The sequence below is a fragment of the Nonomuraea sp. NPDC003707 genome (genome assembly GCF_053587055.1).
Window position 1 is genome coordinate 39,365 of the sequence record NZ_JBSFNK010000046.1, and the last position, 21,989, is coordinate 61,353.

The window sequence follows — 21,989 nt, forward strand, 5'->3', positions numbered from 1 at the left end:
CGCACCTGCGCGGGCGGCCCGCGCGCGCAGGTGCGCGGACGACGGGACGGCTCACTACACAGCCACTATAAGATCGCCACAAATCCGGTCGGGTCCTGTCAAAACGATAGTGAAGGTGATCATCTTCGCCTTAAGATCACTTCCATGCTGATTCGCCGGACATTACGGATGATCACTGCTCTGGCCGCGACCTGCACCGTCGCGATCGCCGGGGGCGTGGGGACGGCCCAGGCCGAAGAGTCCCACGTGTCATCCCAGGGGCAGTTGCTGTTCTACAACCACGCCTACAGCGTGGTGGACCGCGAGACGGCGGACGCCGTCGAGAACTCGGCCTACCTGCGCGAGTTCGCCAACTTCGAGGTCCGGACCACGACCGGTGGCGGCCTGACCTGGAAGGGCCGCTACCTCAAGGGCCGCGAGACCTACATGGAGCTGTTCGGCGAGGGCGACCTGCCCGGCCAGGACGCTCTCTTCGGCTCCGCCGGGCTGGCCGTCTCGACCGAGCGCGCCGGCGACCTGGCCAAGGTGACCGCGCAGCTGAAGGCCCAGGGCGTCTCCGACCCGGCCGAATACCGCCAGACGCGTGACTTCGGCGATGGCGTCCCGATCCCGTGGTTCGACACCATCCGCACCACCTCCGCCCAGTACGAAGCCTTCGACCCGTGGGCGATGGAGTACTTCCCCGAGTACTTCGCCGACCCGCGCAGCCAGACCGAGCCGGAGAGCTACCCCGGTGACGTCAGCCGGGAGCGCTACCTGCCCGACACGTACCAGGACCGCCTGATGCGGGACATCACCTACATCCGCATCGGTGTCACCGCGCGGGACCTGGCCATCACGCTGCCGGTGCTGCGAGCCGGCGGGTTCGACGTCGCGACCGTCGGGGGCGGCGCCATCGCGACCGGCGGTGGCACCACCATCCAGCTCGACTCCGTCGCGCGTGAGCAGGCGGGCCTGAAGCGGGTCTCCATGTCGCTCAACCGCGCCGTGGAGACCCGGCACGAGGAGCGGATCGGACGTTCGACCCTCGCCGTGGGCCCGGGTGCCCGCGCCGAGTGGACCTTCGACGCCCCGCAGTAACACTTCCTCCAGGCGCCCGGCCGGCTGACGACGCTGATCGTCGCCGACCGGGCGTCGTCGTTCCGCTGGTCACCCAAGGCTCTCGTTCCGGCGTGCGCCCCACACCGCCAGCCCGGCCACCAGGACGAGAACGCCGGCCAGCCACAGGATGCCCTGGAGCGGCAGCGCGTCGACGATCGCGCCGCCGGCCAGCGCGCCGAGACCGATCGAGAGGTTGAACACCGCCACCCACAGCGCGGAGGCCTCCTCGACCGCCTGCGGCGCGACCTTGATCATCCACGTCTGAAGGCTCGTGGAGACCCCGCCGTACACCAGGCCCCAGACGACGAGCAGCGTCACCCCGCCCGCACCGGTGAGCCCTGCCACGGGGAAGAGCAGCACGGTCACCCCCAGGGTGACGGCGATGACGAGGACCGTGCGATGGAGCCGTTTCGCCACGACGGCGCCCGCGACGAAGTTCCCCACGATGCCCGCCACGCCGAATCCGAACAGCAGCGGCCCGACGAGCCGCTCGTCGATGCCGGACAGGTCCCGCAGCACGGGACCGATGAACGTGTAGGCCGAAAAATGGCCGGTCACGATCAGGAACGTCGCCAGGATGCCGACCCGGACGCCCTGGTTGCGGAACTGACCGGCCAGCCGCCGCAGGCCGACGGGCTGAGCGGCGGTCAACGGTGGCAGCACGGCCAGCAACGTGACCAGCACGGCGAGCGCGAGGGCGCTCAGCGCGCCGAACGCGATCCGCCAGCTCGCCAGCCCGCCGATCATCGTGCCGATGGGGACGCCGAACACGTTCGCGGCCCCGACGCCACCGAAGATGATCGCAGTGGCCCGCGGTACGTCCGAGGCCGCGACGAGCCGTACGGCCAGACCGCCGGCGATGGCCCAGAACCCGCCGATCGCCACCCCGACCAGCACGCGGGCGGCGATCAGGAGCGGATAGTCCGGGGCCAGGGCGGAGGCCAGGTTGGCGAGCGTCATGAGCCCCATCAAGGCGACGAGCAAGATCCTTCGATCCAGCCTGCCGACGAGCACCGGCACGACCGGCGCCGCGACGGCGGCGACGATGCTGGGGACGGTGACCATCAACCCTGCGGCGCCCTCGGACACCGACAGCGCCGATCCGACGGGGGTGAGCAGCCCGATGGGGAGCTGCTCGGCCGTCACCAGGAGAAATGTGCCGAAGGCCACGGCGGACACCGCGATCCAATGATTCCGCGCCGACGGGTCCCGCCCGGTCGTCGTGGGGTGCGTTGCCGTCACGTCGTATCTCTCCTCTCTCATTTGGGAGCGATCGCTCCCATACGACGACACACCCTAATACGGGAGCGATCGCTCCACAACGTTGGTAGAGTGGCGGCCATGGCACGGCCGAGGGAGTTCGACGAGCAGGACGTGGTCGCCAAGGCGACCCGCCTGTTCTGGCGTCGTGGCTACCACGCCACGTCGGTCCGCGACCTGGGCTCCGAGCTCGGGCTCAAGCAGAGCAGCCTGTACCGGACCTTCGACGACAAGCACACGCTGTTCTTGCGGACGCTGGACCACTATCGGGCGACCGAGTCCACTCAAGCCGAAGAGCAGCTCACCGCTCCCGGTCCCAGCCTCGAGATCCTGCGGGAGTGGCTGATCTGGATGATCAGCCACGAGGCCGGACTCGGTTGCTTCGTGGTCAACACGGCTGCCGAACTCGGCACCACCGACGCCGAGGTCCGGCAAAGGACCGAGGCCGCGTTCGACGTCACCCGGAAAACCCTGGCGTCGCTGCTGCGCCGCGGCATCCGCGACGGCGACCTGCCCGCCGCATTGGACGTCGACGCCGCGGTGGAGGTGCTGTTCACGACGGTGCTCGGCCTGCGAGTACGCGAACGCGCCGGACATGACCCCCAGCGGCTCGCCACGGCCATCGACTTCACGATCAAAACGCTCGCGACATCCGCGATCTGACTCCCATACAGCCCACCTGGCAGCGGCACGGCCGCCCTGGGCGGGTGAGCATCGCGGCCGGTCTGACGTCTTGAGGTCCCTGGGCGCCGCGCGGTCGTGCTGGTGCCGCTGCTCACGCGCCCATGCCGTCCAGGATCGCGCCCGACCGCCTGCTCGGCGGCCGAAACGTGGGCCGGCGGGTCATCCGGCCACCGCGTACGTGGCCGAGATGGTGCCGGTCCGGTAGCTGTGCGAGGCCAGGAGCGTGCAGGTCAGCCGGTCGCCATCGAGCTCCGCAACGATCTTCCTCATCGACATTCCTCGGTTTCCTGGGGCTTACAGCTGTTGCCGGCAACTCTGGCCCGCCAGGCCGTACCAGGACATCCGTGAAGATCACCCGACTGCTACGGAGTCGACACTGGTTCGCCGCTGAGAAGCACGTACGCCACAATGGGCCGTATGGTCCCTGGCGAGCCGCGGGAGGTCTCGCCCCGCGAGGCCGAGGTGCTGGCGGGCTTGGCCGAGCACCTGACGAACGCGCGGATCGCCCACCGGCTGCAGATCTCGGTCCGTACCGTGGAAAGTCACGTCTCCTCGCTGCTGCGCAAGTACGGCGTGGCCAACAGGGCGGCCCTGGTGGCCCTGAGCGGGCGTCAGCCGTCCCCTTCGGCCAGGCCGGGGCATGTTGAGGGGATCCCGGTCAGCCACACGTCCTTCATCGGACGCCGGCAGGAGCGGCAGGAGGCGCTGGCGGCGCTGACACACGCCGCGCCGGTCTGCCTGGTGGGGCCCGGCGGCGTCGGCAAGACCCGGCTGGCCGCCGTGCTGGCGCAGGCGGCCTCGGCGTCGTTCCCCGCCGGCGGGGCGTTCATCGATCTGACCCCGGTCGGCGAGGGGTTCGTCCTGCGGACCGTGGCTGACGCGCTGGGCCTGGCCGAGCGCCTTCCCCAGCCGCTGGAAAGCGTGGTCGCCGAGCGGCTCGCGCTGGGACGGTCGCTGCTGGTCCTCGACAACTGCGAGCACCTACTGGACGAGGTCGGCGACCTGGTGGAGAGACTGCGCTCGGACTGCCCCCAGGCGGGGATACTGATCGCGAGCAGGGAGCGGCCGGGCCTGCCCGGCGAGCGGGTCATCACGGTGCCGCCGCTGGCGGGGGAGGCCGAGACGCTGTTCCTGGACCGGGCACGCGCGATCGATCCAGGGTTCGCCGCGGAGCCCGCGGTCATCGCCGAGGTGTGCGCCCGGCTCGACGGGCTGCCGCTGGCGATCGAGCTGGCCGCCTCGCGGGTCGCCGTACTGGGCATCGACGCCCTGCGGGTGGGGCTGCAGGACCGGCTTCGGCTGCTGTCGGGCGCGCGCGGCAGGCCGCCCCGGCACCGCTCGTTGCGCGCGGTCATCGGCTGGAGCTACGACCTGCTGGAAGAGGAGGAACGCGCGCTGCTGCGCCGCCTGGCGGTGTTCGCGGGCGGGTTCGACCTGGCGGCGGCCACGGCGCTCATGCCGGACACGCCGCCCAGCGCGACGGCCGACGTCATCGGCCGGCTGGCCGACAAGAGCCTGCTCGGGGTGGTGGGCGGTGGCCGGTGGCGGCTGCTGGAGACCATCAGAGCCTTCGCCGCCGACCGGCTCGCGGACAGTGGCGAGACCGAGGAGACGCTCCAGCTCCGTCTGCGCTGGGCCGCGGGCACGGCCGCGACGCTGGAATCACGGCTCGACGGCAACTGGACACCGCAGTTCGACCTGGTGGCCGACGATCTGCGGGCCACGCTCGCCGACACGCCCGCCGTACCGGACCGGCAGGCTCATCGCCTGGCCAGGTCGCTGGCGCACCTGACGTTCGCCCGGCGCTTCCATCGGGAGGCGATCGGCCACTACCTGGCCGCCGCCGACCGGGCCCGCGACGCCGCGGACGGTCACCAGGACCTCCTGAGCGCGGCCGCCACGGCCGTCTCAATCGCCGACGGCTCACTGGCCTTCCGCCTGCTGATACGTGCCGCCGACCAGGTTGAACCCGCCGACCAGACCGAAGAGGCCGACCAGGCTGAAGCCGCCGGCCTGCGCGCCGCCACGTTCGCCTCCGCCCTCGTGGTCACCCACCGCTACAGAGGCGCGCACGACCGCGACCCGATGTCCGAACACCTGCCGGCGCTGATCGACAAGGCGACCGTCGGCGCCGCCTCTGCCGATTCGCGCACCGCGGCGCTGGTGGCGATCGCGCGGGCCTGGGACCAGGACGGCCTCGAACTCGCCCGTTCCGCCGTCGAGGCCGCCCGTGAGTGCGGCGACGTCATCGTCCTCCTGAGCGCGCTGGACGTGCTCACGCGCGCGTACGCGCGGGCCGGCCGGATGCGCGCCGTCCAGCGGATCTGCCGGGAGCGGCTCACGCTCATCGAGCACCTGCCGGCACACGAGCCGTCCGGCGCGGCCGAGATCGTCGACACCTTCCACTCCGCCGCGCGGGCGGAGCTGTGCGTCGGCGACCTGCCGGCCGCGCTCGCCGTCGCCGACCGCGCGCAGCGCGAGGACCCCATCGGCGAACACCCCTACCTGTCCATCCCCAAGACCATCCGACCGCTCGCCCTGAGCGGTCGTTTCCCGGAGGTCTTCCAGCAGGCGCCCGCCATGTGGGAGGCCTGGCATCAGGCAGGCAGCCCGCGCAGCGCCTGGATGTCGACCGCGATCTCCGCCGCGGCGCTCGCCCACGGGCTGGCAGGCACCGGCGAGTTCGACCTCTGGCGCTCGCGCGCGCTGGAGATGGCCAGGATGGAGGACGCGGCCTCCTCACCGGTCCTGGCCCCCTTCGCCGCCTTCGTCGACGCCAGGGTCGCCGTCCACACCCGCGCCTACCATCAGGCCGCCGCACTGGTCGAACGCGCTTTCGCCCCCTTCGCCGTGCGCTGGTACGAGGCCTACGCGCGGGCCGCCGGAGCAGAGCTGGCGGTCGTCGCCGGCTTGCCGGAGGCGGCCGAACGGCTCGCCGCCGCCATGCCGTACGCCGAACAGAACGACTGGGCGGCCGCCTGCTTGGCCCGTACCCATGGGATCCTGCACGGCGACCGCGACGCGCTGGCAGAGGCGGTCGAACGATGGACGTCGATCGACGCCCGATTCGAGCGCGCCTGCACGCTGCGTTTGCTGCCCGGCCGCAAACCGTAGGCTCGGGTGCGCGCCGACGGGTCAGCACCGGTGTGGCGAGACATCCTGAGCAGGGCAGCGGCCTGATCACCCCGCAAACCGGCTGCGGCCGGGCCGGGGGAGCGGTGGTCAGCTCGGGATCGGGCTGCCCTCGCAACCTCTGCCGATCCGGCCCGTCTCGAAGTACCGCACCACGTCGGCGGCGCACTTGGGCACCCGCGTGGTTGACACGTGCACGTCGTCGGCGACCGTGTAGACGGTGCCGCCGATGGCGCGCCGCGTCTGCAGCGTCCAGTCGTAGGCGGACATGAACTCGTGCAGGTGTCCCGCCAGCACCAGCGACCCGCTGCCCCGCTTCAACGTGGCCTGCTGCACCGGCAGCGGCCAGCCGGGACACATGGCAGGCACTCCCCAGGCCCGGCCGGTCGCCGGATGGCGCTTCACGAGCTGCTGGTACTGACGCCAGGCGGTGTCGAAACCGGCCCGGCTGCTGTCCTCGTTGCACGCGACGGCCAAGTTCATGGTCATGTTCAGCGTTTCGGGCGCGCCGGGAACGGACGGCCCCATCATCGGCGCGCCGAGCAGCTCCTTGACGGTGGCCGGGGCGGTGGTGCCCGTCGCCGTCCGCAGCTCGGCCAGCGCCTTGCCCGCGCGTACCCACTCGGTCGAGTTGCGCCTGGCCAGGTCGGCGACGGCCGAACCGTCGACGGGCCGCTGCAGGTCGGTGTAGGTCTTGGGGCTCTTGTCGTACGCGCGGACCAGCTTCGCCACCTCCTCGCGCACCTGCGGAGCGGTGGCACCGAGACCGTAGGTCCCGTCGCGGCGGGCCAGCCAGGCGGCCATGCGCCCGAAGTTACGCTCGGCCGCCTCCGCGGCGCCCTTGGCGTGCTCGTCGATACGGGTCCACGGCGGCGCCACGCTGTCCAGGAAGGCACGGCCGGTGTGCCCGGGATACAGGCTGCGGTACACCATGCCCAGGTAGGTGCCCCAGGAGAAGCCGAGCAGGTTGAGGCTGCGCTCGCCCAGCGCGGTCCGTACCAGATCCAGGTCCTTGGCCACGTTCTCGGTGGTGAGCTGTCCGAGGAAGGCGGGGTCGGAGCGTCCGCACTTCTCGTTGGAGGCGACCTGGGCGTCGTAGATCTTCCTGGCCGTCTCCTTGGTCAGCGCGCCGGGCTCCTGCGGGCCCTGCGGCGAGAGGGGGCAGGCGACCTTGGTGCTGTACCCGACGCCGCGCGGGTCGAAGCCGATGATGTCGTACCGCTCGTTGAGCCCGGCCATCTCCTCGTTCCTGAGCGCGGCCCGCAGGACCGGGTCCAGGTATCCGCTGTTGCCCGGCCCACCCGGCAGTACGGCGACGGCGCCGAGCCGGTGGGCCTCGTCCGTGGCGGTCAGCCGGGTCACCGCGATGTCGATCTTCCGCCCGTCGGGGTCACGGTGGTTCAGCGGGACGCTGACCGTCCCGCACTCCAGGCGCTTCATCAAGGAGCGGAAGGCCGCGACCTTGTCCTCCGCCACGCCCAGGCCGCGGATCACCTCATCGGAGTAGGCCGGGCAGGATTTCCACTGCACGGAAGACACGGGGTTCGAGGTGGCGCTCGCCGCGGAAGGATGCGCCACCAACCCCGCCAGCGCCAGGGCCAGCGCCGCCAGTGAAGTTCGGTACGTCATGGGGGCCAGTAATAGAGCAGGAGTTGTTTCCTCACCGTTTCCGTGAGGACGGTCGCCGATCAACGCTCCACTGGATTCGGGAGCCCGAGCATCACTCCAGGGGCAGGGGGCGGCGTGGTACGGGCGCGGTGTGGATGAGAGACGTGGTCGTGTGACCGTACGGGGTGAACAGGTCGAGGATCGGTTCGAGCTCGTCGACCGCCCGCAGGTGCATCGTGAAGTAGAAGCAGTCGTCGCCCGTCATCCGGTAGCACTCGACGATCTGGGGGACTTCCTGGGCGATCTTGGAGATGCGGTGCAGCTCCCGGATCGCCGGGCGGATGCGAACCATCACGGTGACCGGAAAGCCCAGGGCCCGCGGGTCGACCTCGGCGTGATAGCCGGTGATCACTCCGGTCTCCTCCAGCCGCTGCACCCTGTCGGCCACCGCGGGGGCCGACAGGGCGACCCGGCGGCCCAGCTCGGCGAAGCTCACTCTGGCGTCGACCTGCAGCTCGGCGAGGATACGAAGGTCGAGGGCGTCGATCCCCTTGGATTCGTATGCCCGCTCGGGTCTGATCTTTCGATTCGCCATTCTCCTAAATTACGGGCTGGCCGACGATAGGGGTCATGCCGCCCGGCATCGACGGGCTGGCCGCCGCCATGCTGGTCGCCTGCGTGTTCGCCGCTCCGTCGGGAACTTTCGGCCTCCGGTGAAGACCGCGCTCACACAGGAAGGTAAGACGACATGCAATACGTGAAGCTGGGCTCGTCAGGACTGCAGGTCTCCCGGATCTGCCTGGGCATGATGACGTACGGCGATCCGGGTTCTCGGGAGTGGATGCTGCGCGAGGACGCGGCCGAGCCGATCGTGCGGCGCGCGGTCGAGGCCGGCGTGACGTTCTTCGACACCGCCGACATGTACTCCGACGGCGTGAGCGAGGAGATCACCGGGCGGCTGCTCGGCAAGCTCTTCGCCCGCCGCGACGACTACGTTCTCGCCACGAAGGTCTACTTCCCGACGGGGCCGGGCCCGAACGACCGAGGGCTGTCCCGCAAACACGTGCTGTCCGCCATCGACGCCTCGCTGACCAGGCTCGGAACCGACTACGTCGATCTGTACCAGATCCACCGCTGGGACGACGAGACGCCGATCGAGGAGACCATGGAGGCCCTGCACGACGTGGTGCGGGCCGGCAAGGCGCGTTACATCGGCGCCTCCAGCATGTACGCCTGGCAGTTCGCCAAGGCGCAGCACACCGCTCAGGCGGCCGGCTGGACCAAATTCGCGTCGATGCAGAACCACTACAACCTCGTGTACCGGGAGGAGGAGCGAGAGATGCTCCCGCTCTGCCTGGACCAGGGAGTGGGCGCCATCCCGTGGAGTCCGCTGGCACGCGGACTGCTCACCGGGAGCCGCCACCGCGACGGCCGGCGGCGCACGGTCCGATCCGGCAGCGACCCGCTGGCCGACAGCATGTACGAGGACGCGGACTTCGACGTCGTCGACGCCTTGCGCGCGGTCGCCGACGAACGAGGACTGCCTCCGGCGCAGCTTGCGCTCGCATGGCTGCTCGGGAGACCCGGTGTGAGCGCGCCGATCGTCGGGGCGAGCAAGGTGGGCCATCTGGACGATGCCATCGCGGCGGTGGAGGTGTCCCTGAGCGAAGAGGAGGCGGCCCGCCTGGAGGCCCCGTACCGGCCACATCGAATCATCGGGCACTCCTGAAAGCCGGTCGCCGCCACTCCGCCTACCTCGAGGGATCTGCGGCACTCGCTCTGCCCCCAGCGCGGCAGCGCTGATCTGGCGGGGCCGGCGCGGTCCTCTAGTTCCCTCTCCCGTTCTGCGCTGCCCGGTCCGATTCGGGCAGCTGCCAGTCGGCCGTCCACAGCCGCGTTCCCGAGCGGCGGTCGAGGCGGCGCAGGAACGACAGGACGCCGGCGGTGCCGGTGCTCCAGGTGTAGGCCGCCTTGTCGAGGTCGTTGCCGGGGAAGACCGGTTGCGCCGGCTCGCCGCCGGCCCGTACCAGCATCTGCTCGGCGATGTCCTCGGCGTGGCGCCAGTAGTCGTCATCGCCCGTGACCATCGCCAGGTCGATCAGCGCTTCGCCGATGCCCGCCAGGCCGCAGCACTGAGAGACCACCCAGGCTTGCGGGGCGACGACCAGGCACGCCCGCGCGCCCCGCTCGGCCAGCTCCAGGTAGCGGTCCTCGCCGTACGCGCGGGCCGCGCGGGCCAGCGTGCCGGTGATGCCCGACATGCCCTGGCACCAGGAGGCCCCCATGGCTCGGGCATCCGGGCCGTGCAATTCGCCGATCAGCGCCTCGGCCTGGACGGTCAGCGCCGCCAGCCGCTCCCGGGCCGCCTCGCCCGCCGCTCGGTCGCCGGTGGCCGCGTGGTAGGAGAGCAGGAAGTCCGCGCAGCCCGCGTCGCCGTGGGCGTACGCCGTGTCGACCGACACGCCGGAGCCGGGCTGGGCGGGTGCTACGGCGTCCTGCGACCGCGTGACCTCACCGGCGATCAGCAGCCGGGCGCACTCGGCGGCGATCCGCAGATGCCGGGCATCGCCGGGGTCGATGGCGCCCAGGGCCAAATGGCCCGAGCCGATGCCTGCCACGCCGTGCGCCTGGTCGGCCCGCTGCGGGCCGTCGATGGTGACGGGGGCCGGCGCCGCGAGATCCGGCGCGCCGCTCAGACGGGCCGCGGTCAGGAACAGCGCGGTGCCGGTACGGCCGAAGTACAGCGAGGGCGGGAGCTTGGCGGGCGGCATCACGCGGGCCGTCCACCGGGCCAGGTCGGCGGCCACGGCCTTGGCCTCCGGGTGGTGCAACAGTTCCATGCCGACTCCGGCACTGCCGCCGTAGACGTTGGTCACCGGCGGGCTCTCCCGGCGGGCGTCCTCGGGCGCGGCCATCAGCTGCTCGGCGAAGGCCGCGCACTCGCGCACGGTGTGGTCGAGCGCCTTGGACAGCAGTTCCCCGGTGAGCCTGGGCGGGGAGGGCAGCTTCCACCGTCCCGCCTGCGGCTGTTCGGTGGCGGGCCGCCCGTCGCCGAGGCCGGTCACGGCCGGTACGGGGCGCGGCCGGTCGGCAGGGGCCGGTCCGTGGGCGGGTCTGAGCTCGGCGGCGGCGGCGGTGCGGTCGGCGGGGTCGAGGCTCAGCAGGCCGGGCAGCAGGCCGAGGACGCCCGTCGTGACGTCCGGGAACATCCCCGCCAGGCACATGAGCGTGCGCTCGACGTTGCGGACCGGGTCCGGGCCGATCATGATCGGGTTCATCCCGGTGGCCGCGAAGAACAGGGTGGCGCCCAGCGAGAAGTAGTCGTCGGCGGGCACGGAGGCACGGTCGGTGTGCTGGTCGGGAACGCTGTAGCCGCGGCTCCAGCCGGGCAGCTGCAGCCCGTCGTACCTGCTGTTGCCGAAGTCGATCAGGGTGCAGCGGCCGTCCTCGCCGAGCACGACGTTCTTGGGCGACAGGTCGCGAATGACGACGCCGTGCGCGTGCACCGCGTCGATCACCTCCAGCAGCCGGACGGCGAGTGTGCCGAGGTCGCGCTCGCCGGTGGCGGGCTCCTCGGTGAACAGGCCGTTCTCCGCGACGAATCGGTTGAGGTCGCGGCTGCCCGCGTCGGTCATGACGAGGAACTCGTCCTCGCCGTGCCGGAAGTGGTCGATCGGCTCCGGTACGCCTGCCACGCCCGTGAGCGCCTGCAGGACGCGCAGCTCGTTGCGGAGGTACATCCGCAGGTCCCAGCCCTCGACGTTCTCCCCGACGTACGCGCGGGCCTCCTTGACCACGACCCGCCGCCCGGCGGCGTCGGTGGCGCGGTAGACGTTTCCGCGCGGGCCACGCACGACGCCGGACGTCACGCGGTACCGGCCGCCGATGAGCCGCCCGCCGCCTCCGTCGGCGGCCTGCCCGGTTGTCTGCCCGGTTGTCGGCGCGGGCGGCAGCGTTCCCAGCGATGGTGTTCCCAGCGACGGCGTTCCCAGCGACGGCCGTTCGTCAGGCTCCGACGGGCCGGCCCCGGCAGGCTCCGTGGGACGGAACGGGTCGGTGGCCCAGGGCGGGCAGGTGAACTCGGGGCCGGCCGCGCCCGGCAGTTGCTCGCCGTCCGGCCCGATCACGATCAGCTCGAAGTCGCCGTTCTCGTCCACGCGGTACTGCGGGGCGAACGGGGCATACCTGTAGTACACCGGAGCATCGGGGCGGATCCGCCGATCGCTGACGATGCGCGGGGCCGACAGCCCGGACAGGGCGTCGGCGAGGGCGTGGCCCAGTTCGACCACCGCGTCCTGCTCCGGGTAGACCGTCATGGCCTTGCCCACGGCTCCCGGGTCGACGTCGCCGGAGTTGAGCTCCATGAGCCTGTGGGTGGACCGGGCGACCTTGAAGGCGCAGCCGGTGCCGGCCAGGATCGGCAACGCGCGGTCAAGGGTGTCGTTGAGGGTGCCGGGACGTGCGGAAATGTGGATTTTCCAGCCCTGCAACGGAATGTCGTGGTGAGGGTCGTGAACGCTGATCCACGTGTCGTCCTCGTATATTTCCCTACCATTCGACTCTGCAAATTGGGTAAGGCGGTCGAGCACATTAAAGTCCACGGTCATCCCTCGATAACGGAGCGCATCGGCCTGATATGAGAAAAAGGCCATCAGAGCACCGCCGACGGCCTTTCCCCAGCACCTCTCGTCACCACGCTTGACCGCGTGGGATCAGGTGCTTCACACGATGGACGGGCAGCACGGGAAGCTGCTGCAGACCGTACGCTTGCAGGTGTTGACGCAGGCCTGGGGGCCGTGGAGCAGCTTGTTCAGCTCGCCTTCGAAGTCGACGGCGAGATCTTCGTACTCCAGGACTCCGGCGTCGCGGGGCTCCAGGGCGAGGACCGACATTAGGGCTCCTTCCTTGGCCACCTATGGGCGGCCGACGTAGGGATCCGAGCCTCGGGATGGCGCCGGTAGGCACCTTTCCCGCGCTCCGCCCGCGACCAGGAACCGGCTAGATGTTCCCGCGTCGCAAGCAAACGGACGCATTATGTGCATATATCCGGAAGCCTGTCCAGAGGTAGCCGTAACAGCCAAAAATGTGTTTACATGCGCCTTTACAGTGGGAGTTGGATCTTCTAGATTGACGTGCGTGATGGGGGGATCTCTGGCGCGCCGGTCTCCGAACGGCGCCCTCGCGTGAGGCTCTGGCGTCGCCGACGCAGGACGAGCGTCCCGGACGACCGTTCGGGGCTCGTGGCCCAGTACTGGGAGAGCCACGACGAGCACCTGCTGACCGCCACCCTCGGTACGATCGCCCGCAGGCTGCCGTCCTTGGTGGCCGCCGCGTTGCGGATGGCGTGGGAGGCGAGTCCCCGCGACACGGTCGTGGCCCTGGCGGGCAACCTCGCTGCCGGCGTCTTCACGGTCTTCGGCCTGGTGGCCACCTCCGACGTGCTGGCCTCGCTGCTGGCCGCCGGTCCCACACCCGATCGGGTATGGACCGCGCTGCCCTCGCTGCTGCTCGTGGCCGCCGCGACCGGGTTGCGCGGAGCGCTGCTGGCCGGTGCCGGATGGGCGCAGGCCCGGCTCAAACCGCTGGTCGAACGGCTGGCCGAGACCCGCCTGTTCGAGCTGACCACCCGGGTGGAGCTGGCCGCGTTCGACGACCACGACTTCCACAACGCGATGCGCCGGGCCCGCGACAGCGGCGTGCCCGACACCGCCACCGTGGTGGAGACGACGATCGCCGCGGTCACCGGCGCGGTGGGTGTGCTGGCCTCGGCCGTGGCGCTCGGCCTGCTGCATCCGGTCCTCATGCCGTTGCTGCTGGTCGCCGCCGTGCCGGCGGGATGGGCCGCGGTACGCATGGCGCGGCTGGGCTACCAGGCGTTCTACCGGCTGTCCGCCGCGCGGCGGCGCAAGTTCATGCTGTCGGACCTGATGGCCGAACGGCAGCCCGCCGCCGAAGTGCGGGCGTTCACGCTCCGGGACTTCCTGCTCGGCCAGTACGCCAAGGTCGCCGACCTGGAACAGGACGTTCAACTCGACGTGGCACGGCGGCGGGCCGCGACCAAGGCGGGCGGCGACCTGCTGACCGGCCTGGCCACAGCCGGCGTGTACGTGGTGCTCGGCGTGCTGCTGGCCATCGGCGTGATCCCGCTGTCGGTGGCCGGCGCGGCCGTGCTGGCGATCAGGACCGGGCAGGTGTCGCTCACCGCCCTGATCCAGACCATGAACCGGCTCTACGAGGCAGGCCTCTACTTCGGCGACTACCTGGCCTTCTGCGAGATCGCCCGGGAGCGCGTCCCCCCGCGGCCGGCAACCCCTGCCGAGCCGGCGCCGTTCAGCCTGCTGACGGCCGAGAACGTCACGTTCACCTATCCCGGAGCCGACCGGCCCGCACTGTCGGGCGTCAGCGTGACGGTCGGCCAGGGCGAGGTCATCGCCCTGGTCGGCGAGAACGGCTCCGGCAAGACGACCTTGGCCAAGCTGCTGGCCGGGCTGTACCAGCCGCAGGAGGGCACGATCCGTTGGGACGGCGTGGACCTCGACGCGTTCGACGGCGACGCGTTGCGGCGGCGGATCTCCGTGATCGCCCAGGATCACACGCGCTGGCCGCTCACCGTCCGCGAGAACATCGTCATGGGGCACCCCCTGGAGGAGGATCGGCTTGCCGCCGCCTCCGCCGCGGCGGGTGCCGACGAGGTGGTGGCACGACTGTCCGACGGCTACGACGCGCTGCTCGACCGCCGCTTCCGGGGTGGCCACGACCTGTCGGGCGGCCAGTGGCAGCGCATCGCCGTGGCACGCGGTTTCTACCGCGACGATGCCGCGCTGGTCATCTTCGACGAGCCGACCTCGGCCCTGGACGCCCGTGCCGAGCACGCCCTGTTCGAGCGGATCCGCGGCCACGCCGCCGGACGCACCGTCGTGCTCATCACCCACCGGCTGGCCAGCGTCCGCTACGCCGACCGCATCTACGTGCTCGACGGCGGCGCGATCGCCGAGCAGGGCACGCACGCCGAGCTGATGGAACGCGACGGCCAGTACGCCGGCCTGTACGAGCTGCAGGCCTCGGCCTACCACCAGACGGTGCCATGATCGTCGCCGAGTCGGCGTACCTCGCCGTGACCGCGGTGCTGCTGGTCGCGGCGCTGGTCAAGCTGCGGGACGTGCCCGGCTTCGCCCGGTCGGTGGCCGGCTACCAGGTGCTGCCGGGCAGCCTGGCCAGGCCGGCCGCGGTGGGCGTGCTCGTGGCCGAGCTGGCCGCCGGCGGGCTGCTGCTCGCTCCGGGCGGCCGGCGGTGGGGCGCCGTGGTGGCGGCAGTCCTGTTCGCCGCGTTCCTGGCGGCCATGGCCTCCGTGATACGGCGCCGGATGGCCGTGGACTGCGGGTGCTTCGGCGGCCGCGACCTCGTCGGGGCCGGCACGCTGGTGCGTACCGGTCTGCTGCTGGTCCTCGCGGTGACGGCGGCTCTGACCGGGCCGGTCGCGTTCGCGCCCGTTCAGCTTCCGGTGGCGGCGGTCCTGCTCGGGCTGTCCTTCTTGCCCGCGCGGCTGCTACGTGCGGAGAGAGCCTCGTACGGGCCGCGTCCCGGCACGCACTTCGCGCTCAACGGCAGGCCGGAGCCGGCCGGCGACCGGACGATGTACGCGTTGGTCTCGCCGGCGTGCGGGTTGTGCAAGGCGATGCTGCCGGAGTTCGTCGCGACAGCCGACCGTCTGGATGTCGCGCTGGTCAGCGCGGTGGAGGGATATGGTGGCGCCGGGCTGCCCGTGATCGTGGACCCGGATGTCTTCGACCGCAACGACATCCCGTGGCCGCCGTACGTGGTGGTGACCGACCGCACCGGCACCGTCCTGTCGGCGGGCGGCGCGGCCGATCCGGCACAACTGGAGCAGGTACTGTCTCGCGCCGAAGCGGTCGCTCTCCGAGACGGGCGATGAGACGCGGGACGCCTGTCGTGCGCCGGGTGTCGATCTCGCGGCGTCCCGGGTATCGTGATCGACCGGCTGATCGCCCGCCGGCCTCAGGCTTTGAGGGCTCGGTCGATGAGATCTCGCATCCGGTGTTCCTCCTCCGAATCGTCGCGGGGCTCGGGCTTGAGCTGGAGCTTGTCCTTGAGTACTTGGGCGAAGGGCTTCATCGACCAGCTGGGGAGGACCTCCGCCGCGCGACGCAGCGCCGCCAGGGCGACGGTCGCGTCGGGCTCTTCCATGCCGGGGATCGTGAAATCCGCCATCGCCTGCCCACACAGGACCCTGAGGGCGTCGGGATCGAGGGATTTCACGCCTGTCAAATTCGTCATCGCGATCAGCTCGCCGGCGAGATAGCGCCGGGTCTCGATCGAGACGCCGGTCGTCGGCGTCGCGAAGAACGCGATGAGCATCGGCAGCACGTCCGGCTTGTACCGCGCGTTCTGGCACGCGAACGCGCAGTACGAGGCCATGATGCTGTCCCGGTACCGCGCGATGTCGGCATCGGCCTCGTCTTTGACGCCGCCCAGCGCTTTCCAGTGGTCCTTCACGCCCTTCAGGGTCAGGCTGACCTCCGTCGTCGGCTTCTTCTCGCCAGGGGGCATGCCGGTCGCCAGGTGGCCGAGCGCGTAGAAGTACTCGACCATCGCCTGCTTCGACTCGTGGCCGGTGTTGATGCGCGTGTACCAGTCCTCTTGTTGACCTTCTGTCGGTGTTCCCCACGGCCCCGGGATCAGGTCGACGAAGGACGTCCGCAGGAACGAGAAGCTGCCGCGCCAGTCGACCAGGGCGAGCTTCTGGAACAGCGCGGCGATCTCGCCCTCGGGCTTCGAGCGCAGGAGCAGGGGGATGCCGTCTACGTACGGAGACCCCAGGTCCGTATGCGTGACCGGCCAGCAGAACCTGTTCACGAACTCGGCGTTACCGGAGGCGCTGCGCATCAGCGCCTGCTCGTCCTGGTTGCCGTGCTTGAGCATGTGTATCACGAGCTGTCCCTCGTCATGCCGGGCGAGATCGAGGTCGAGCTCCTGCAGCCGCGCCTCAGCCTGCGTGCGCTGGGATGCGTAGCCGTCCTGCTTCGACAACACCGTGAGGTCGCCGGCGGCGACCTTGCCGGTGCCGAAGGAGGCGTACTTCTGGAAGCTCTTGCACAGGAACACCTCGAGGCTGCCGTCGGCGATGGCGTCCTTCAGGCCGTTGAGCACCTCGTCGAGCCGGGTCCGGCCGGTGGACGGGTCGAGCCCGTCCTCGACGGTGGTGTCGAGTATCAGCGCGAACGGCGGGTCATCCCGCTTGCGTGTCTTCAGGCTCTTGAGCACGCCATCCACGAGGGTCTTCGCCGGTGACGACTCGAAGGGCGTGCTCGGGTTCAGCGCCGCGACCATGACATCCTCGCGCGGCTTCGCTATCTCCCCCTTCTTGAGGTTGCCGAGCAGCATCCCGGTCTCGAAGTAGTCGATGCCCTCGGTGGGCCGCGAGACCTGGTCGGTGCGCCGCGACGACAGCGCGATGTACAGCGCCGTCCCGAGCGCGTCCATGCCGCTGGTCATGAGGTGGCTGCTGAGCTCGATCTCCCTGCCGACGTACGGCGCGATGCTCGGCGCCCGCTTCAGCAGGACGTCCTGCATCGTCTTCCAATAGTCGACACGTCCGTAGTTCTTGGCAGCGGCGAGCACGACGGCGATCTCGTCCATCATGAGGTCGACCGCGCGCAACGCCGTCGACGGGTTCGGCTCCTCGACGACGATGTCGAGGAGCCGGCTCAGCGAGCGCAGGGCGTCGGCGGTCAGCGCGTCGCGGCGGTCCGGGCCGAGCTTGTCGGTGAGGCCGAGCAGGAGGTGCTCGACCATGGCGCACACCGGCGCCAGCTCGCCCTTGCCGCGCGCGGTGTCCTGCAGACGGGAGAACGCGCTGGAAGTGATGAGCTGCGCGAGGTCGGCGTGCGCGTCGACGGTGAAGTTCGGCGGAAGCGAGGGTTTGCCCGCGTCCATGAGCTCGTAGAGCTGGTACGCCGACGGCGTCGCGCCGATCCCCTCCAGGATCTCCTTCCACTTCAAGGAGGGGTCGCTGGCGCCCCTCAGCACGCTGATGCCCGTATCCCCCTTGAGCGGCCGGATCTCGAGCTTGGCCAGCACCTTCGGGTCCAGCACCATCTCGAGCTTGCGCAGCACGCGCGGGCTGTTGACCAGGATGTCGCCCTCTTGCAGCTTGTGGTCCGACTGCAGCTTCTCCGCGAAGTCGTCCAGGGCTTCGCCGAAGGACGTGCGCCAGTAGCTGGACTCGACGTCGTGCTGGGTCGTCAGGTTACTCTGGCCGGTGCGCTTGCTGCCCGCCGTACGGAAGCCCACCTGCTTGACGATGTGCTCCTGAGCGGGGGCCGCCACCTTCCTGAGCGCCGTGCGGCGCAGCTCCGAGTACGGCTCCTCGCCGCTGCTGATCAAGGTGATGTCAGCCAACGCCTTTTTGAGGTAGGCGATCGACGAGGCGTCGTCCGCGTCGTCGGTTCGCTTCGCGAGCTCGACCAGGTCAACGGTGCCCTTGACCGGCGTGGCGAGGTCGAGCGCCTCGAACGATTCGTTGCGGCCCGGCGCGCGATCGCCCTCAGGCTGCTTCTGCGGCGTCTTGGGCTTGACGAGACGGACCCCGGAGGTCGCCTTCAGGAAGTCGAGGGCGAGGTTGCCTCTGAGTTGCGTCACGATGAGCCGCGACATCGTGCTGCGCTCATGCGCCGAGCGCTGGGCCAGCATCTCGGCCATGCGCGGCGCGGAGAACGTTTTGTCCTGCAGCGCCTTCGCCACCACCTTGGCGGTGGCCGGGTCGGGCTTCTCGGTGAACTTCTGCCAGCCCGGCGGCGTCGATGTGGAGATCGGTGCGGAGGCGACGGACACGTCACGCTTCGTGATAGGCAAGTCGGACATGTCGGATATGCCAGGCGTGATCTTTTCTGGTCCGCCGATCGTACGCCTGCGCTGACGCTTGTTCTTGGTCGCGCCGATGGTCGGTTTCTTTTTCATGACCCCCCAGCCATTCTGCTCAAGGCTCCCCCCGCCTGATGACCGATCGATCGTCCACCTTCTGGCCGAGCGTGCAAAGGTTCCCTGTCCGCCACATTCGTGGCGCGCTTCTCTGAGTCGCGGCTCCCTGATGCTCAGAGCGCCGACGACACCGGCTCCTTAAGGGCCCGGTTGACGATCGCGCGCAGCTTCATCGCGTCCGGTGACTTGTCGGCGCTCGCGAGCTTGGCTTTGAGCTTGCCGGCGATGGCCTTGAACTCCCAGGCCGGGAGCACCGCGGCCGCGCGAACCAGCGACGGGAGGAGACGCGCGTCGAGGATCGTTCCCGGCATCACCGCCATCGAGAGCAGTTCGCCGGCGAGATAGCGCTGGGTCTCGATCGTGACGTCTGGCGCCGGGCTCGCGAAGAAGTCTCCGAGCAGCGGCAGCGCACTGGTCTTGGGCCGCAGGTTCTGGGCCGCGAACGCGCAGTACGAGGCCCTGATGCTGTTCCGGTACTGCGCGGTGTCGGTACCGTCCGGAGCGAGGGCCAGCGCCTCCAGGTGCTTGCGCACCATCGCGATGTTCAGCCGGTCGAGGTCGACCTTGCCGTCTGACCTCTTCTCGCCAGGGAGCGTGTTGCTCTCCAGATGGCCGAACGCGTAGAAGTTCTCGACCATGGCCTGCTTCGACTCGTGGCCGGTGTTGATGCGCACGTACCACTTCTCCTCAGGCTTGTCCGCACCGTACGGCCCGGGGATGCCGCCGACGTACGACGTCCGCAGGAACGAGAAGCTGTCGCGCTGATCGATCGTGACGAGCTTCTTGAACAGGTCGTCGGCCTTGGTCGGCGCGCGCAGGAGCAGGGGGATGCCGTCCACGTACGTGGACCCCTGCGTGCGGTCCTGCCCGTTGATCGGCCAGCAGAACTCGTCCACGAACTTGGCGTTGTCGGCGGCGGTGCGGATCAGCTCCAGCTCGTCTCGATGTCCGTGCTTGAACATGTGCACCACGAGCTGCGTCTCGTCGCTGCGGGCGAGATCGAGGGCGCGGTCCTGCAGCAGCGTCTCGGCCCGCGCGGACGCGGAGTCGAGGTTGCGCTTCTTCGACAGCATCGTGAGATCGCCGGCGGCGACCTTGCCGGTGCCGAACGAGGCGTACTTCTGGAAGCTCTTGCATAGGAAGACCTCGAGCGTGCCGTCGGCGATGGCGTCCTTCAGGCCGCCGAGCACGACGTCGAGCTGGGTCTTGCCGCCGGGCGACTTGGGCGCGACCTCGATGGTGCTGTCGAGTATCAGCGCGAACGGCGGGTCACCCTTCTTGCGCGCCTTCAGAGCATCGCGCACGTCGGCCACGAGTTTGTCCGCTGATGGAGCGTCGAAGGGCGTGCTCGGATTCAGCGCCGCGACCAGGACGTCGTTGCGCGGACGCACCGCCTCGCCCTTCTTGAGCTTGCTGAGCAGCAGCCCGGTCTCGAAGTAGTCGATGCCCTCGGTGGGACGCGTGACCTGATCGTGGTCCCGCGACGACAGCGCGATCGACAGCGCCGTCCCGAGCGCGTCCATGCCGCTCGTCATGAGGTGGCTGCCGAGCTGGACCTCCTGCCTGTCCACCAGCGGTGCGATGCCCGGCGCCCGCTCCAGCAGGACCTGGCGCATCGTGTCCTGATAGTCGACCCGCGTGTAGTTCTTGGCCACGGCGACCACGATGCCGATCTCGTCCATCATGAGGTCGACCGCGCGCATCGCCACCGACGGGTTGCGCTCGTTCTGCACGACGATGCCGAGGAGCCGGCTCAGCGAGTTCAGGGCGTTGGCGGTCAGCCCGTCGTAGCGAGAGGGGCCGAGCTCGTCGGTGAGGCCCAGCACGAGGTGCTCGATCATGGCGCACACCGGCGCCAGCTCGCTCTTGCCGCGCGCGATCTCCTGCAGGCGGGAGAACGGGCCGGAGGTGATGAGCTCCGCGAGGTCGGCCCGCGTGTCGACCTTGAAGTCGGTCGGGGGCGACTCCTTGCCCGCGTCCATGAGTTCGTAGAGCTGGTACGCCGACGGCGTCGCGCCGAGCTCCTGCAGGATGCTGTTCCAGTCGATGGTGTACTTGCCGGTGCCGCTCAGCACGCTGATGCCCGACGTCCCGGCGAGCGGCTCGATCTTGAGCCCGGCCACCACGTCGGGGCCCACCATCATCTCGAGCTTGCGCAGCACGCGCGGGCTGTTGACCAGGAGGTCGCCCGGACCCAGCTTCCCCTTCTCCTGCAGATCCTTCAGCAGGCCCTGCAGGTTGTCGCGGAAGTTCGTGCGCCAGTAGGAGGCCGCCAGCTGGTTCTGGGGCGACAGGCCGCTCTTGTCGGTGCGCTGGGTCTTGGCCGCGCGGAAGCCGATCTGCTCGACGAGGTGCGCCTGTGTCGTGTCCGTCAGATCGAGCTTTTGCTTGATCTCGGTGCGGCGCTTGTCCGAGTAGCCCGTCGTGCCGCCGAGGGAGTTGACGAGCTTCAACGCCTCCGTGAGGTTGCCCATGGCCGAGATGTCGCGCACCTCGTCGATACGCTGCTCGAATCCGGCCAGGTCGGCGGTGATCTTGTCCGACGCGAGGTCGAGCGCCGCGATCTGCTGCCGGTCGCGGCCGTGCGAGGTCTTGACGGGCAGTTCCCCGAGCGTCTTCGGCGGCAGGAGGTCGAGGCCGTGAAGCAGGTTCTCGTGCTGCGGCGCCGGCTGCTCCTCGGGCGGCTGCGGCGTTTTCGGCGTCTCCATCGCCGAGCGGGTGAGACGTACGGCGGCGGTCGCCTTCAGGAAGCCGCGGAGGACGTCGCCGTCGAGCCGGGAGGCGATGAGCCGGGACATGGCGCTGCGCTCGAGCGCGGGGCGATCGGCCAGCGTCTCGGCGATGGACTGCACGGACGCGAGCGCGAGGCGCGGGCTCATCTTCTCCAGCGCCTTCGCCACCGCTTTGGCGGTGGCGTCGTCGGGTTTCGCGGCGAACGCCTGCCAGTCCTTCTGCAGCGGCCCGGACGCGACGGACACGTCATGCTTGGTCAAGGTGAACGTGGAAGTATCCGTGCCGCCGGCCCGGAAGCGCTTCTTCGCGGCGGTCGTGCGCTTGCTGTTGCGTGCGCCTTGACGTTGATTCCGCATGATCGTGATCCCCCACCCGTCCTCTGGAGACTGCCCCCGTCCGAGGAACGATGGTCCACCGCTGAGCCGGGTGAGCACAGGTGGCTTTGCCGCCATATTCGTGGCGCGGTTTCTGCG

13 protein-coding genes are annotated in these 21,989 nt (G+C 70.1%); 6 read left to right on the plus strand and 7 right to left on the minus strand.

The features are described 5' to 3' along the window. Window positions 1–144 precede the first annotated feature (144 nt). Window positions 145–1,080: a DUF5829 family protein gene (locus ACWDRB_RS58655; protein ID WP_355210383.1), complete on the plus strand. Its 936-nt coding sequence runs from the start codon at window positions 145–147 to the stop codon at window positions 1,078–1,080. Window positions 1,081–1,149: 69 nt separating this feature from the next. On the opposite strand, the gene ACWDRB_RS58660 is transcribed toward ACWDRB_RS58655, so the two are convergent. Then, window positions 1,150–2,343 carry an MFS transporter gene (locus ACWDRB_RS58660; protein ID WP_449910166.1) on the minus strand — a complete coding sequence of 398 codons (1,194 nt, stop codon included), beginning with the start codon at window positions 2,341–2,343 and terminating at the stop codon, window positions 1,150–1,152. Between the two features lie 99 nt (window positions 2,344–2,442). On the opposite strand from ACWDRB_RS58660, the gene ACWDRB_RS58665 reads away from it, so the two are divergent. Both ACWDRB_RS58665 and ACWDRB_RS58670 read left to right on the plus strand, forming a co-directional pair. Continuing rightward, window positions 2,443–3,024: a TetR/AcrR family transcriptional regulator gene (locus ACWDRB_RS58665; RefSeq protein ID WP_355210388.1), complete on the plus strand. Its 582-nt coding sequence runs from the start codon at window positions 2,443–2,445 to the stop codon at window positions 3,022–3,024. A gap of 438 nt (window positions 3,025–3,462) precedes the next feature. Further along, window positions 3,463–6,159: an ATP-binding protein gene (locus ACWDRB_RS58670; protein WP_449910168.1), complete on the plus strand. Its 2,697-nt coding sequence runs from the start codon at window positions 3,463–3,465 to the stop codon at window positions 6,157–6,159. 108 nt (window positions 6,160–6,267) lie between these two features. On the opposite strand, the gene ACWDRB_RS58675 is transcribed toward ACWDRB_RS58670, so the two are convergent. Together ACWDRB_RS58675 and ACWDRB_RS58680 are read right to left on the minus strand one after the other, a co-directional pair. Beyond that, on the minus strand, window positions 6,268–7,806 hold the full coding sequence (locus ACWDRB_RS58675) for an alpha/beta fold hydrolase (protein ID WP_449910170.1): 1,539 nt from the start codon (window positions 7,804–7,806) through the stop codon (window positions 6,268–6,270). A gap of 91 nt (window positions 7,807–7,897) precedes the next feature. Next, window positions 7,898–8,380, minus strand: a complete 483-nt coding sequence (locus ACWDRB_RS58680) for an Lrp/AsnC family transcriptional regulator (protein ID WP_449910172.1) — start codon at window positions 8,378–8,380, stop codon at window positions 7,898–7,900. 153 nt (window positions 8,381–8,533) lie between these two features. On the opposite strand from ACWDRB_RS58680, the gene ACWDRB_RS58685 reads away from it, so the two are divergent. Next, window positions 8,534–9,514: an aldo/keto reductase gene (locus tag ACWDRB_RS58685; protein ID WP_449910175.1), complete on the plus strand. Its 981-nt coding sequence runs from the start codon at window positions 8,534–8,536 to the stop codon at window positions 9,512–9,514. Between the two features lie 97 nt (window positions 9,515–9,611). Here the strand turns inward: ACWDRB_RS58685 and lanL are convergent, their stop codons facing one another. Then, on the minus strand, window positions 9,612–12,437 hold the full coding sequence (lanL, locus tag ACWDRB_RS58690; protein WP_449910177.1) for a class IV lanthionine synthetase LanL: 2,826 nt from the start codon (window positions 12,435–12,437) through the stop codon (window positions 9,612–9,614). A gap of 69 nt (window positions 12,438–12,506) precedes the next feature. Further along, the gene (locus ACWDRB_RS58695) at window positions 12,507–12,677 is read right to left on the minus strand and encodes an SflA family class IV lanthipeptide (protein WP_165974944.1); all 171 of its coding nucleotides are present in this window, start codon (window positions 12,675–12,677) and stop codon (window positions 12,507–12,509) included. Window positions 12,678–12,968: 291 nt separating this feature from the next. Between ACWDRB_RS58695 and ACWDRB_RS58700 the strand changes: the two genes are divergently transcribed. Together ACWDRB_RS58700 and ACWDRB_RS58705 are read left to right on the plus strand one after the other, a co-directional pair. Next, on the plus strand, window positions 12,969–14,873 hold the full coding sequence (locus tag ACWDRB_RS58700; protein WP_449910180.1) for an ABC transporter ATP-binding protein: 1,905 nt from the start codon (window positions 12,969–12,971) through the stop codon (window positions 14,871–14,873). Next, on the plus strand, window positions 14,870–15,718 hold the full coding sequence (locus ACWDRB_RS58705) for a MauE/DoxX family redox-associated membrane protein (RefSeq protein WP_449910182.1): 849 nt from the start codon (window positions 14,870–14,872) through the stop codon (window positions 15,716–15,718). The genes ACWDRB_RS58700 and ACWDRB_RS58705 overlap by 4 nt, the downstream gene beginning before the upstream one ends. Window positions 15,719–15,801: 83 nt before the next feature. Here the strand turns inward: ACWDRB_RS58705 and ACWDRB_RS58710 are convergent, their stop codons facing one another. Together ACWDRB_RS58710 and ACWDRB_RS58715 are read right to left on the minus strand one after the other, a co-directional pair. Further along, entirely contained in the window at window positions 15,802–18,666 is a 2,865-nt protein-coding gene (locus ACWDRB_RS58710) for a hypothetical protein (protein WP_449910184.1), read from the minus strand. A gap of 230 nt (window positions 18,667–18,896) precedes the next feature. Continuing rightward, the gene (locus ACWDRB_RS58715) at window positions 18,897–21,872 is read right to left on the minus strand and encodes a hypothetical protein (protein ID WP_449910186.1); all 2,976 of its coding nucleotides are present in this window, start codon (window positions 21,870–21,872) and stop codon (window positions 18,897–18,899) included. Window positions 21,873–21,989 lie beyond the last annotated feature (117 nt).